Origin of the sequence: Streptomyces sp. NPDC047453 (assembly GCF_040643155.1) — a bacterium.
Classification (GTDB): domain Bacteria; phylum Actinomycetota; class Actinomycetes; order Streptomycetales; family Streptomycetaceae; genus Streptomyces.
The window spans coordinates 29,848-44,560 of the sequence record NZ_JBEYTS010000032.1; the positions used below are offsets into that span (position 1 = coordinate 29,848).

5 protein-coding genes are annotated in these 14,713 nt (G+C 72.0%); 1 reads left to right on the forward strand and 4 read right to left on the reverse strand.

Annotated features, from left to right (window positions below):
- Window positions 1-47: 47 nt before the first annotated feature.
- The 4 genes from ABZ818_RS25350 to ABZ818_RS25365 form a co-directional block, all read right to left on the reverse strand.
- Window positions 48-1,256 carry an MFS transporter gene (locus ABZ818_RS25350; RefSeq protein ID WP_361418869.1) on the reverse strand — a complete coding sequence of 403 codons (1,209 nt, stop codon included), beginning with the start codon at window positions 1,254-1,256 and terminating at the stop codon, window positions 48-50.
- Window positions 1,253-1,456: an MbtH family protein gene (locus tag ABZ818_RS25355; protein WP_361418872.1), complete on the reverse strand. Its 204-nt coding sequence runs from the start codon at window positions 1,454-1,456 to the stop codon at window positions 1,253-1,255. The genes ABZ818_RS25350 and ABZ818_RS25355 overlap by 4 nt, the downstream gene beginning before the upstream one ends.
- A gap of 112 nt (window positions 1,457-1,568) precedes the next feature.
- The gene (locus tag ABZ818_RS25360; protein ID WP_361418875.1) at window positions 1,569-10,892 is read right to left on the reverse strand and encodes an amino acid adenylation domain-containing protein; all 9,324 of its coding nucleotides are present in this window, start codon (window positions 10,890-10,892) and stop codon (window positions 1,569-1,571) included.
- Window positions 10,893-11,483: 591 nt separating this feature from the next.
- Window positions 11,484-12,206, reverse strand: a complete 723-nt coding sequence (locus tag ABZ818_RS25365; protein ID WP_361418878.1) for a hypothetical protein — start codon at window positions 12,204-12,206, stop codon at window positions 11,484-11,486.
- Between the two features lie 867 nt (window positions 12,207-13,073).
- On the opposite strand from ABZ818_RS25365, the gene ccrA reads away from it, so the two are divergent.
- Window positions 13,074-14,417, forward strand: coding sequence for a crotonyl-CoA carboxylase/reductase (gene ccrA, locus ABZ818_RS25370; protein ID WP_361418881.1), 1,344 nt, complete (start codon window positions 13,074-13,076; stop codon window positions 14,415-14,417).
- Window positions 14,418-14,713 lie beyond the last annotated feature (296 nt).

The following is a 14,713-nucleotide window of genomic DNA, read 5'->3' on the forward strand; positions in this document are numbered from 1 at the left end:
AGCGCCCGCCACCAGGCGGGCGCTTCTCCCTTTTCCCGGGGCTCGGATCAGTTCGCGGGGCGGCGGGCCAGGTTCAGCAGCACCAGCGCGCACAGGCTCGCCCCTGCGGCGACCGCCACGAGCACCGTGCTCACCGAGAGGTGCTCGAACAGCACGCCCGCCGTGGCGTAGGCGACCGGGCTCGCCACGAAAACAGCGGCGCCGAACACCGGGAACACATGCGGACGCAGGTGCTCCGGCGGCCGCAGCATCATCAGTGTGACGGCGGGCGCGGTCACCGCGGGCAGGAACATGCAACTGGCCCCCACCGTCAGCGCCGCCGTGGCGGCCGGCTGGTCCCATGGCAGCAGCCACAGGACGACCGCCGCGCCCACACCTCCGCACGCCGCGAAGCGGGTCGGTGAGATCCGGCGCGCGAGCCGGGCGACCACCACGGTGCCCAACGCGGTGCCACCGCCCCACGCGGCCAGCAGCCAGCCGGCTACATGGGGGTTGGCGTCGTACCGGCTCTTGGCCATGACCGGCAACGCGAGCAGCACGACGGGCATGAGCGTGCCGTACCCGAGCGCGGCGAGCGATATCGTCCGCAGCACCCGGTCCCGGAACAGGTAGCGCACGCCCTCCGCCATCTTGTTCGCCGACAGCGGCTCAGGCGCCGACTCGCGGCGCGGCAGCCCGGTCAGCAGCGCGGCCGACGCCGCGAACGAGACCGCGTCGACCCACAGCACGTTGAGCGCGCCGATCTGGACGATCAGGAAGCCGGCGGCCGCGGGGCCGACCAGCCGCGCCGTCGAGGTCGCCGTCTCGAACAGGGCGTTGCCCGCGGTGACGGCGCCTTCGTCCGGGCCTATGGCCTCGGTCAGCAGCATGCGTTGCGCGCCCAGGTACGCCGACGCGACGCAGCCGACGAGGGCCACGATCACCAGCAGCGCCCAGAACGGCAGCATGTCCGCGAGGTACAGCGTGGGCACGGCCGCTATGAGCACCGCGTAGGCGATGTCTCCGACGATCGTGACGCGGCGGGCACCCCACCGGGCCACGAGCAGCCCGGCAGGCATGCTCAGCAGCGGCACCGGCAGGATCTGGATGACGAACACCAGCCCCATCCGCGCGGGTGAGCCGGTGGTCATCAGGACGAACCACGGCAGCGCCAGCGTTGTCATCTGGGTGCCGACCGAGGAGATGAACTCCGCGGTGATGACCCTGCGGAACTGCCAGCTCCGCAGGGGCGAGCGTTGTGCCAGCTCGGTGGTCACCGGGCCGCCCGCACCGGTGCCGGGCGCATGTCCGTCCAGTGGGACTCGACGTAGCCGACGCACGCGTCCCGCGTGTCCGGACCGAACACCGGCGACCAGCCGGCAGGCACGCGGACGTCGCGTGGCCAGAGGCTGTGCTGCTGTTCCTCGTTGACCAGAACCTGGTAGGCACCGTCGGGGTCGTCGAACGGGTTCGCCATCGTCCTCTCCTTGTCGCAGCGGCTGGTCACCACGCCACCGGCGGGCGGTGTACGTCGTGGACGGTCATGTCGGAGCGCATCGGGATCTCGTCGGGGTTCCCGGCGAGGAGGCTCATCGGTCGTGCCCCTCGCCGGCTGCCTCTTCCTGTTCGGCCCGCACGAGGTCGCGCAACTGCGAGACCGTCAGCTCCGGGTGCCGCACGACGAGCTCCAGCACCCGCGGCCACTGGCGCACCAGGGCGCCCATGACCGGAGGTGCGATGCAGTCCGGCCGGTACACCCACAGGCCGCGCAGCTCGCCCTCGACCTCGCGGGCGACCAGGTAGAGGTCGACGTTGTGCGGCTCGATCGCGAGGATCAGCCCCGGGATCGGGCTCTCGTCGCCGAACTGCACGTCCAGCGGCGCCACTTCGAGCCCGTCCAGGGCCAGCTCGTCGCTCGGCACGCCGAGCAGGTTGAGCATCACGCGCAGGGGCAGCTGGTTGCCGTCCCCGATGACGCCGTCGTTCACCAGCGCGCGCAGCGGCACGTTCTGGTGCGAGTACGCGTCGAGCTCGTTCCGCAGGACCTGCTGGACCAGCTCGTGGACAGTCGGGTCGTCCGCCATCCGCGACCGGTTCAGGATGACGTTGATGAACGGGCCGACCATGCCCTTGGTCTCCGGCCGTTCGCGGCCGGCCAGCGGGTGGCTCACCGCGATGTCCGTCGCGCCCGAGTAGCTGTGCAGCAGCACGTGGAACGCCGACATCAGCATCATGTACAGGGTCACGCCCTCGCGGCGGGCGGCCTCCCTCACCGCCGTCATGACCTCCGCGCCGATCACGACGCCGTGGCTGTAGCCCTCGACGAAGTCGTCCAGCTGGTGCGCCGGCGCGTCGAAGTCGAGCGTGCGCGCGGCGCCGTCCAGCTCCCTGCGCCAGTGCTCGATGTTCTCGTCGAGCGCGCCGTCGGCCAGCAGCCCCTGCTCCCAGGCCGCGTAGTCCAGGTGCTGGACCAGCACGTCGGGCAGTTTCGGCTGCCGCGCCGCCTTGTGGGCCGCGTACAGCTCCGACAGCTCGTTGACGATCACGAGGAAGCCCCAGTGGTCCACCAGGATGTGGTGGGCCACGAGCACCAGCGCGTGCTCCTGGCCGGAGAGCTGCACGAGCAGGCCGCGGACCAGGTTCCCGTCCTCGATGCGGTACGGCCGCTGGGTCTCCCCGGTGAGCAGCTCGCGCAGCTCCTCGAGCTGGGCCTGCCCCTGATGCGCGCGCAGGTCGACGGTCTCGATCGGCCACGCGGGCCTGCCGTCGGCGAACTGCAGGGTCGCCGAGCCCCGCTGGACGTAGCGGGTGCGCAGGATGTCGTGCCGCAGCACCAGGTCGTCCAGGCTGCGGCGCAGCGCGGCGACGTCGAGCTCGCCGCGCAGGCGGAACGCGGTGATGACGCCGTGGTGCGCGTGGTCGGGGCCCACCGGCTGGAGCAGGAACTCCAGCTGCCCGAAGGACAGTCCGGCGCCGTCGCCGCGGTCGGCCTTGGGGATCGGCGCGTGCAGCAGCTCGGCCGCGCTGACGGCCGCGGCGCGATGGTCGTCGTCGTGGACCAGCTCGACCTCGCCGTCCTCGACCGCGCGGGCGCACCGGGCGAGGGCGCGCAGCGCGTCGAACCAGGCGTCCGCGAGTTCGCGGACCTCGTCCTCGGTGAGCAGCGAACCGGCCCAGCTCCAGTTGGCCACCAGCTGAGGGCCGTCCGGTCCGTCCTGGGTGACGGCGTTGACCTCGAGCGGGTAGGGCAGCGGCCGGGCACCGGCGGTGCCGGGCGCGGTGTCGTCCCGCAGCGGCAGCCACGGCGTCTCCTCGTCGGTGACGGGCACGCGGCCGAGGTAGTTGAACAGCACCTGCGGCGCGGGCAGCGTCGCGAGCTGCGGCGCGGTCTCCGGGTCGAGGTGGCGCAGCAGCCCGTAGCCGAGGCCGCGCTCCGGGATCGCCCGTAGCTGCCTGCCGGTGCGCGCGACCGCGGCCGCCAGCTCGCCGCCGGCCCCGGTCACCTCGTCCCAGGACAGCGCGCCGCAGTCGAGGCGGACCGGGTGGACGCTGGTGAACCAGCCCACGGTGCGGGACAGGTCGACGCCGTCGACCAGGTGCTCGTGCCTGCCGTGGCTCTCCACGTCCAGCACCACCGGGCCGCTGCCGTCACCGCCGCAGCGGCGGGCGCGCCACCGCCCGACGGCGAGTCCGAAGGCGGTCAGCAGTACGTCCTGGATGCCGCCGCGGAACACCGCGGGCACTTGCGCGACCAGCGGCGTGGTGTACTCGACCGGCAGGGTCACCGACAGGCGCCCCTCGGTGCCGGAGACGTCGCGGTCCTTGTCCAGCTCCCCGGCCACCAGCGGCGCGGCGTCCCGCAGGACGTCCTGCCAGACCGGCAGCTCGGCGCGGTGCCGTGCGATTTCGTCGCCGGAGGCCAGCCGGGCCGCCCAGCCGCGTAGTGACGTCGCCACCGGCGCGAGGACCGGCTCGCGGCCCGCGGCCAACGCGTCCCACGCGGCGGCGAGGTCGGCCAGCAGGATCCGCCACGACACGCCGTCGACGGCGAAGTGGTGCACGGCGAGCAGCAGCCTGCCCGCGTGCTCCGCCCCGGCGTCGAACCACACCGGCTGGAGCATCGCGCCCGCGGCCGGGTCGAGCCGCTGCTTGGCGGCGGCCGTCTCCTCGGCGATCAGCGCTCGCGCGTCCGCGTCGGCCAGCCCGCTCGTGTCCACGCGGCGCAGGACGTCCGCCACCCGCACGGTGCCGGGCTCGTCGGCGTGCAGCGACCACTGCCCGTCGGCCCCCGTCACGAGCCGGGTGCGCAGCGCGTCGTGCCGGTCGACCACCGCCTGCAGCGCCGCGGTCAGCCGGTCCGCGTCCACATCGGACGGCAGGCCGACGGTCGCGGACAGGTCGAAGCCGACCATCGAGCCGCCCAGCTGCCGCTGCCGTTCCATGACGGGCAGCAAGGGGATCTCGCCGGTGCCGACGTCCGCGACGCCCGCCCCGGTGTCCTCGTCGGCCGGCCTCGCCACCCGGGCGATGCCCGCCACCGTCTGGTGGGTGAACACGTCCCGGACGGTGAACACCAGCCCGGCCGTACGGGCCCGGGCGACCAGCTGGGTGGCCTGGATGCTGTCGCCGCCCAGGTCGAAGAAGCCGACCTCGGCGCCGGCCTCGGGCACCCCGAGCACCTCGGCGAACACGGTGCAGAGGATCTGCTCGACCGGCGTCCGAGCCGCCCGGGACTCGCTGCCCGCACCGAGGTCCGGCTCGGGCAGCGCGCGGCGGTCGACCTTGCCGTTGCTGGTCATCGGGAACGTGTCGAGCACCATCACCACGACCGGCACCATGTACTCGGGCAGCCGCTCGGCCAGGAACGACCGCAACTCGGCGGGCTCGGCGTGCGCGCCCTCGGTGAGCACGGCGTAGCCGACGAGGTCCTTGCCGCCGGAGGACTTCTCCCGCACCACCACGGCGGCGTCCGCCACGGCCGGGTGCGCGCCGAGCGCGCTCTCGATCTCGCCCGGTTCGATGCGGAAGCCGCGGATCTTGACCTGGGTGTCGATCCGGCCGATGTACTCGATCTGCCCGTCCGCGCGCCGGCGGACCAGGTCACCGGTCCGGTACATCCGCGTCCCCGGTGCGCCGTACGGGCAGGCGACGAACCGCTGCGCGGTCAGCCCGGGCTGCCCGAGGTAGCCGCGGGCCAGGCCCGACCCGGCGAGGTACAGCTCGCCGGCAACGCCGACCGGCACCAGCCGCAGCCGCTCGTCGAGCACGTACCCGTGGGTGTCGTCCATCGGCCCGCCGATCGGCACCGTGCCGTCCGAGAGCTGCCGGGTGGGGTGGACGGTGGCGAAGGTCGTGGTCTCGGTCGGACCGTACACATGGGCCAGCCTGGTGCCGGGGCAGGTGGCGAGCGCACGGGTGAAAGCGGCGGGGGAGACGGCCTCTCCGCCCGTCCACACGTCCCGCAGCGAGGCCAGGACGTCGGGACGCTGGTCGGCGAGCAGGTTGAACAGGGCGGTGGTGAAGAACGCCGCGGTGACGCCGTGTCCGGTGATCGTGTGTGCCAGGACCTCGGGATCCAGGTCGCCGGCGGGTGCCACGACCGCCTGGCCGCCGGAGAGCAGCGGTACCCACAGTTCGTAGGTGGAGGCGTCGAATGCGGTCGGAGAGTGCACCAGCACCCTGGTGTGGTCGCCCTCCCGCCAGCGGTGGTCGAAGGCCAGACCCGCCACATTGCGGTGGGTGACCGCGACACCCTTCGGCGTCCCGGTGGAGCCGGAGGTGTACATGATGTAGGCCAACCGGTCCGGCCCGCCCGCGGGGGCGAGGTCGACGGCGCCGTCCGCCGCACCGTCGGCAGCGGCCGGTTCGGCGGCCACATCGAGCACGCGCATCCCGTCGGGGGTGGGGTGCTCCAGCCCCTCCCCGTCCACGAGGAGCACGCTCGCCCCGGTGTCGGCCATGATCAGCCGCATGCGGGACTCGGGGTAGCGGCGGTCCAGCGGCACGTACACGCCGCCGGCCTTGATGACGGCCAGGATCGCCACGGCCAGCCGCACGGAGCGGTCCATCAGCAGGCACACCGCGTCCTCGGCGCCGTCGGCGCCGATCCCCAGTCCGCGCAGCCGGCCCGCGAGCCGGTCCGCGGCCGCGGCGAGCTCGCGGTAGGTCAGCCGCTCGTCGCCGCAGCTGACCGCGACGGCGTCCGGGGTGCGGGCCACCTGCGCCTCGAACAGCTCGGGCAGACCGGCCGCCGGCACCTCGCCGGCCGCGCCGTTCCACTCCTCGAGCACGCGGTGCCGCTCGGCCGGGGTGAGCAGGTCGACGTCGCCGACCGGCCGGTCCGGGTCGCTGATCATCGCCAGCAGCACCTGGCGCAGCCTGCCCACCATCGCGCGCACCGTGTCCGGGTCGAAGACGTCGGCGTTGTACTCGATGCCGCCCTCGATACCGCCCGGAGTGCCGTCACCCGCGAGGCGTTCGTGCAGCAGGAAGACCAGGTCCATCCTGGCGGTGCCGGTGCTCATCACCATCGGCGCCGTCTCGACCCCGGGCAGGTCCAGGGTCTCGTCGGTCGCGTTCTGCCAGGACAGCAGGATCTGGATGAGCGGGTGGTACGACATCGACCGGGTCGGCCGCAGGCTGTCGACGAGGGCCTCGAACGGGATGTCCTGGTGCGCTAGCGCGTCGAGGGTGCGTTCCCGCACCGCGCCGAGCAGTTCCCGGAACGTCTGGCCGTCCGAGATCCGCGTGCGCAGCACGAGGGTGTTGGTGAAGAAGCCGATCAGGTTCTCGGTGGCCTGGTCGTCGCGTCCCGCGGTCCCCACGCCGATGGGGACGTCCCCACCGGCGCCGAGGCGGCTGAGCAGCACCGCCAGCGCCGCGTCGAGCACCATGAACATGCTGACGTCGCAGCCGCGGGCCAGGCGGGCCAGCCCCTCGTGCAGGTCCGCGTCCCACCGGAAGGTGACCGTGTCCCCGTCGTGGGACGTCTCGGCCGGGTACGGGCGGTCGACCGGAAGGGCGATCCGCTCCGGCAGGCCGTCCAGCGCGCCGCGCCAGTAGTCCAGTTGGCGCGACCACGTGCTCTCGGGGTCGTCCTGCGCGCCGAGGTACTCGCGCTGCCACAGGGCGTAGTCGGCGTACTGCACGGGCAGCTCGGCCCACCCGGGCTCGTGGCCGGCCAGCCGCGCCCGGTAGGCGGCCGCCAGGTCGCGCCGCAGCGGCGCCAGCGACCAGCCGTCCGCCGCGATGTGGTGGACGACGACGGTCAGCACGTGTGTGTCCGCGCCGACCGCGAACAGCTCCGCGTGCAGCGGGATCTGTGTGGTCAGGTCGAACGAGTACCGGACCGCGGCGGCCACCGCGTCGTCCAGGCCGTCGGCGTCGACCTCGGTCACCGGCAGCTCGGGCCGCGCCTGCTCGGGGTCGAGGACGTGCTGGCACGCCACCGCGCCCGTGTCCGGGAAGACGGTCCGCAACGACTCGTGGCGGGCGACGACGTCGGCGAGGGCGGCCCGCAGGCAGTCCACGTCCAGCGCACCGGTGAGGCGCAGCACCACCGGGAGGTTGTAGGTGGGCGAAGGGCCCTCCATCTGGTGCAGGAACCACAGCCGCCGCTGGGCGAACGACAGCGGCAGCGGGTCGGGCCGGGTCATCCGGCTCAGCGCGGGCCGCGTGTCGCCGCCGCCCTGCCGCAGCAGCCCGGCCAGCTGGGCCACGGTCGGCTTCTCGAACAGACCCCGCACCGGCACCTCGACGCCGAGCGTGCCGCGGATCCTCGCCACCAGCCGGGTGGCCAGCAGTGAGTGCCCGCCAAGGGCGAAGAAGCTGTCGTCGACGCCCACTTGAGGCACGTTCAGCACCTGGGCGAACAGGTCGCACAGGGCCTTCTCCTCGGCGTCGCGGGGCGCGACGTACGCCGTCGCCGAACGGGTCTCCTGCGCCAGTTCGGGCGCGGGCAGCGCGCCGCGGTCGGTCTTGCCGCTCGGGGTCCGCGGCAGCGCGTCGAGGAACACGAACGCGGACGGGACCATGTAGGCGGGGAGCTTCTCGGTCAGCGCGGCCCGCAGCCGGCGGCGCAGCTCGTCGGTCGTACCGGCCGCCGGGTCCGGCACCAGGTAGGCGACCAGCCGCTGGTCGCCCGGCTGGTCCTCGCGGACCACGACGACCGAGTCCTTGACCTGCTCCTGCCACATCAGTACGGACTCGATCTCGCCGAGCTCGATCCGGTAGCCGCGCAGCTTGACCTGGTGGTCGAGCCTGCCGAGGTAGTCGACGTTGCCGTCCACCCGGCGCCGCACCAGGTCGCCGGTGCGGTACAGGCGGTCGGCGAGGCCGGACTCGAACGGGTTGGCGATGAACTGCCTCGCCGTCAGCTCCGGCCGGTCGATGTAGCCGCGCGCCAGCCCCTCGCCGCCGATGCACAGCTCACCGGGAACGCCCGGCGGCACCGGACGGCCCTCGGAGTCGAGGATGTGCACCTCGGTGTTGGCGATCGGTCTGCCGATGGTGATCGTGTCGTCCACGATCCGGGTGCCCAGCGAGTAGATCGTGGTCTCGCTCGGCCCGTACATGTTCCACAGGTCCACGCCCTTGGCCAGCAGGCGCCGCGCCAGGTCGGGGGGCAGCGCCTCGCCGCAGATCAGCCCGCGCAGCCCCGGCCGGCCCGGCCAGCCGGCGTCGAGCAGCATCCGCCACGTGGACGGGGTCGCCTGCATCATCGTCGCGCCGGTGGCGGCCATCTCCTCGGCCAGCAGCTTGCCGTCGGTGGCCACCTCGCGGGTGGCGAGCACCACGCGGGCTCCCTCGACCAGCGGCAGCAGCAGTTCCAGCGTCGCGATGTCGAACGACAGCGTGGTGACCGCGATCAGGCTGTCGCCGGCGTCGATGCCCGGCCACTGCTTCATGGCCCGGAAGAGGTTGCGCAGCGCGCGGTGCGGCAGCTGGACGCCCTTGGGGCGCCCGGTCGAGCCCGACGTGTAGATCACATAGGCGAGGTCCCCGCCCTCGACCGGCTCGCCGAGGACCTCGGCGGACTCGGCGGCGAGTTCCTCGCGCAACTCGTCCACGCACAGCGTCGTGGCCCCGGACTCCGGCAGGCCCGGCGCCACTGAGCTCTGGGTGACCAGGACGGGCAGCCCGGCGTCCTCGATCATGAACGCGATGCGGTCCCTGGGCAGCTCCGGGTCGATCGGCACATAGGCGCCGCCCGCCTTCAGCACGGCCAGCACCGCGACGACCATGTCGAGCGAGCGTTCGAGGCAGACCCCGACCCTCGCGTCGCGCCCGACGCCGAGGCTCCTCAGCCTGCGGGCCAGCTGGTTCGCGGACGCGTCGAGTTGGGCGTAGGTGAGCGTCCTCCCCTGGCAGTACACCGCCTCGGCGTCCGGCCGCAGCACCGCCTGCTGCTCGACGCGCTGGTGGGTGAGCAGTTGGTCGGGCCACTGGTTGCGGGTGTCCTCCCGCTCCTCGCGCTGCTCGCGCTCCTCGGCCTCGGTCAGCAGCGCGACGTCCAGGATCGGCTGCTCCGGGTCGGCCAGCAGGTTGTCCAGCAGCACCTTCAGATGGCCACCCATGCGGTCGATCGTGTCCGCGTCGAACAGTTCGGTGTTGTACTCGAACCAGCCGCTGAGCCCGTCGCCCTGCTCGAACACCTGCAGCTCGAGGTCGAACCGTGCGGTGGAGCTCTCCACCTCCATCAGCTCGAGGCGCAGCCCGCCGGCCTCGAACTCCGGCAGCGGGATGTTCTGGTACACGAACGACACCTGGAAGATCGGCGACCGCGACAGGTCCCGCTCCGGGCGCAGCTCCTCCACCAGCCGCTCGAACGGCACCTCCTGGTAGGCGAAGGCGTCGAAGGCCGCGCGGCGCACGCGGCCGAGCAGCTCGGTGAACGAGGGGTTGCCGGACACGTCGTTGCGGATCGCGAGCGTGTTGACGAAGTAGCCGATGAGCCGCTCGATCTGGGACTGCCCGCGGTTGGCCACCGGCACGCCGACGACGACATCCTCTTCCCTGCTGTACCGGTGCAGCAGCACGACATAGGCGGCGAGCAGGGTCATGAACGGGGTGACGCCGGTGCCCCGGCTCAGCTCGCGCACGCCGTTCATCACCGAGGCGGACAGGTGGAAGGGCCGCGAGCCGCCGGCCGTGCTCAGCACGGCGGGTCGCGGCCGGTCGGTGGGGAGCTCGAGAATCGGCGCGGCGCCCTCGAGCGCCTTCTTCCAGTGCTCCAGCTCGGCCGCGAAGTCCGGGCCCGCCAGTTTCTTGCGCTGCCAGGCCGCGTAGTCGGCGTACTGGACGGGCAGCTCCGGCAGTTCGGCCCTGGTGCCGGTGAGGTGGCCCTGGTACAGGGCGACCAGCTCGCCGAGCAGCACCGACGTCGACCACAGGTCGGCGACGATGTGGTGCATGGTGAGCAGCAGGACGTGCTCGTCGGCGGCCAGGCGCAGGAACTTCATCCGCATGAGCGGCCCGGTGCCCAGGTCGAACGGACGGGCGAACTCCTGGCGTGCCAGCTCCTTGATGTCCTCCTCGCCGTCGGGGCCGCGCAGGTGCCCGCACTCCTCGACGGTCAGCTCCAGTTCACCGGAGTCGTGTACGACCTGCACGGGCTCGCCGTCGGCCTCGTCGAACGTGGTGCGCAGCGACTCGTGCCTGCGGACGATCTCGGCGAGGCTCCGGCGCCAGAGCTCCACGTCGAGCGGACCGTGCACACGCACCGCCGCCGGGATGTTGTAGGCGGCGCTGCCCGGGTTGAGCTGGTCCAGGAACCACATGCGCTGCTGGGGGAACGACGCCACGAACCGCCGCTTGCGCGCCGGCGGCCGGTCGCCGCCCTTGCGCCGCAACCGCTCCGCCAACAGTGCGCGCTTCTGCTCCGGTGTGAGGCTGGTCAGGTCGATGTCGGTCATGCGCCAGTCTCCTGATCGTTGGTCTCGGCGGCGGACTCCGCGGCGAGAGCTCCCGCGGCTGTGCTTCCACCTGCGCGTCGGACGACCTCTCCGGTTCCGCCGGCTCGGTGGCCTCATCGCGACGCGGGGGCACCGCGTCGGTGGCCGCGCCGCCGTCGGCCACGTGGGGCGCGGTGCCGGTGACGGTGGGGCGTCCCACGCCTCGGCGATGACCTGCGCCTGGCCGTCCACGCTCGGCGCGTCTCCTGCCGCGGGCGGCGAATCCGCCCGCGCCGTGAGCTGTTTCCAACTTGGCTGGCGATCCGACCGGTTGGTGGGGGAGGGAGTGTCTAGGGGGAGGGAGTGCCTGAGAAGAGATGAAGTCCCTGGGGTGTATGGCCAAGATCAACCTGTCCGCCCGAGCTTCACGTGCTTGTTTACCCATCGGGGGATCGATCTGTCCAGCTTGACGCTGCGCCCCAACCCCACTGCGCTGACGAGGACTTGTTCTTGCGCAGCTTTGTGCCGAGCGGGCACAGAACAAGACGCAGGCACGGAACTCCGTGCCTGCGTCCAGTCGTCCTCGCGGGCTCGCCGCCCGGTCGGCAGGGGTCAGACGGTGCGCCGCCGCGCATGGCGGACCGGCCGCATGATCAGCAACACCACTGATCCGACCAGGAGGACCAGGCCGGCGACCAGGAACGCGACGCCGATCCAGGACAGATAGGCGAACTTCGCGGCCACGGTCACATGGCCGGCGAGCCCGCTCGACCCGTCGGCCTTCATGGCGACCGCCGCGACGTCGCCCGGTTGCACGGTCCACTTCAGCGTCTGCGCACCCTTTCCGCTGGCCTTGGCCAACCACATGTCGGCCTGATCCGGCAGCGTCTTGGGCGCGCCGCCCGGCTGCTCGGTCTGGGTGTCGCCCTTGGCCCCCGAGTCGTGGATCGTCGTGTGCTGGACGCCGTCCAGGTACTGGCGGAGCCCGGCCTCGTCGGCGAGGCCGATGAACACCGGGTCGGCGGCGTTGTCCGGCGTGTAGGTGATCCGGAGGGATTCCTGCAGGCCTCCCATCGCCTTGTCGGGATTCCAGCCGTCGGTGGCCATGGCGTAGGTGTCGGTGCGGTGCGCGTACCGGTCGGTGCCCAGGTCGATGTAACCGTCGTCTTGGAAGGCCATGGCCATGGCGGTGCCACCCACGCCGACGAGTGTCAGGGCCACAAGGGACAGGATTCCACCGACCACGACGGCAGCGATCCGCCCTGCCGTCCAGCCGGCGGACCTGCCGCGTGTGTTCGTCTCCTCTGCGGAAACGTCGGCACCCCTGTAGGTCACGGATTCCTCCTCGATCTGGTCACCCAGGTGTCGAACTCCGGGCGCACGGTGTGTTCTTGCGTAGCTGATCGGTTGCAGAGCGACGCGCGGATCCCCGTTCCGTCCACCTGGCTCACGGTAGTGGCGCGAAGACCCTTCGACATCAGGGGCAACCCTTACGTGAGCCCGTGGACGGTTGGCAATGAGATACGGGTCTGTCAACCCTGGGCCCGCCCGGTTCCCGCCGCTGTCCGCACCCCGGCGCCGGGGACCGTTCCCAGCCGTGCTTCCAGGACCTGCGCCGCTTCCATGGCCTTCACCCCGATTTCGAAGCACTCGGCACTTCCTCGTTCCACCCGGAAGAATGGCTGAGTTACGACCCCGCCGGTCGCCGGACGTCCTGGCAGCAGACCGGAGGCGCGGCCCGCGGACCGGGCCGGCTCTCACGGGGAGCCGTACCGCTCTGCCGGCGTCCGTGGAACGACCCGTCAAAATCATGGACTTCCATTGCCCGAGGTGTGCGTGTCCGTATCGGAACGGCTCGAACGGTGAACCCGAATTCCGCGTACGCCCCGGTGCGGCGGTGTGCGGCGGCACCGGTCGACGGGCGCCGGGCCGTCGACCGGTGATGTTCAACTGACCGGACAGGACAGTTGAACATCACCGGCCCGTGCTTGAACACCCTTTGACACCCCGGGCCGGACCGGTGGTGGCTGGACTCGGCTGTCGGCCGGGTGCCAGCATGACTCGCGCACTTGCCCCCACAATTCGGCAAGGCGATGGCGAAACGGGCATCCCGGGGCGACTCGATCGTATTTCTCCTATGGGAAACCCACATTATTCGTGTCCTGTTTTTTCGCGGACAGCCGGAAAGAGGGCCAAAGACACATGCAGAAGATCCTCGATGCGATCCTCGCGGGCGAACTCGGTGAGGTGGGCAACCTGCCGGTGCCCGAGTTCTACCGGGGGGTGACCCTGCACGCCGACGAGACGGAGATGTTCGAGGGACTGGCGGGCCGTGACAAGGACCCGCGCCGTTCACTGCACCTGGACGAGGTGGCCACCCCCGAGCCGGCCGCGGGCGAGGTGCTGGTGGCGGTGATGGCGAGCGGGATCAACCACAACACGGTGTGGTCGTCGATCTTCGAGCCGCTGCCGACGTTCGGCTTCCTGTCCCGTTACGGCCGGACCTCGCCGCAGGCCGCCCGGCACGACCTGCCGCACCACGTGCTGGGCTCGGACCTGGCCGGGGTGGTGCTGCGCTGCGGGGAGGGCGTGGTGGCCTGGCGCCCCGGGGACGAGGTGGTCGCGCACTGCCTGTCGGTGGAGCTGCACCACCCCGACGGGCATGCCGACACCATGCTCGACCCGGAGCAGCGGATCTGGGGCTTCGAGACGAACTTCGGCGGGCTGGCCGAGTTGGCGCTGGTGAAGGCCAACCAGCTGATGCCCAAGCCGCGTCACCTCACCTGGGAGGAGTCCGCCGCCTCGGGCCTGGTGAACTCCACCGCCTACCGGCAACTGGTCTCCGACAAGGGCGCCCGCCTCAAGCAGGGCGACACCGTGCTGATCTGGGGCGCCTCCGGCGGCCTCGGCTCGTACGCCACGCAGATGGTGCTCAACGGCGGGGCGACCCCGGTGTGCGTGGTGTCCAGTCCGCAGAAGGCGGAGGTGTGCCGGCGGATGGGCGCGGAACTGGTGATCGACCGGAGCGCGGAGGGCTACCGGTTCTGGAAGGACGAACAGACGCAGGACCCGCGCGAATGGCGGCGGTTCGGCGCCCGGATCAGGGAGCTGACCGGCGGCGACGACCCGGACATAGTCTTCGAGCACCCGGGCCGGGAGACGTTCGGCGCGAGCGTGTACGTGGCCCGTCGCGGCGGCACCATCGTGAGCTGCGCGTCCACCTCGGGGTTCCAGCACACCTACGACAACCGTTACCTGTGGATGCACCTCAAGCGGATCGTGGGAACGCACTTCGCGAACTACCGCGAGGCGTGGGAGGCCAACCGACTCATCGCCAAGGGCCACATCCATCCCACCTTGTCGCAGGTGGTGCCGCTGGAGAGTACCGCGCAGGCCGTTCACGACGTGCACCACAACCTCCACCAGGGCAAGGTCGGCGTGCTGTGCCTGGCGCCCGGCGAGGGGCTCGGGGTCGGCGACCCGGAGCTGCGGGCCCGGCACGAGACGGCGATCAACAGGTTTCGCGTCGGCCCGGCGAACGACTGATCGTGATGCCGTCCGGTCGCAGCGCCCCGATGGCCGGATCGCGCGGGCTCGCCATCGCGCGCGGCGCGGTGCCGGTGGGCCCTCGGCCGACGTCCTTCCCGGACGTCGTCGCCGGTTCCCGGCCCCGCATCGGCGGCTCGGACAACGGGCGCGAGTCGGGGCAGTCCGCTCCGGGCCGAAGCGAACCGGTCCGGTCGCGGGAATGGCGCGACCGGACCGGGGACCCTTTGAACGGCCCGTCCGTGGCTGTTTCTTGACGGGCCCGTGGGGCTTGTTGGATGCTGATCCGCGAATGG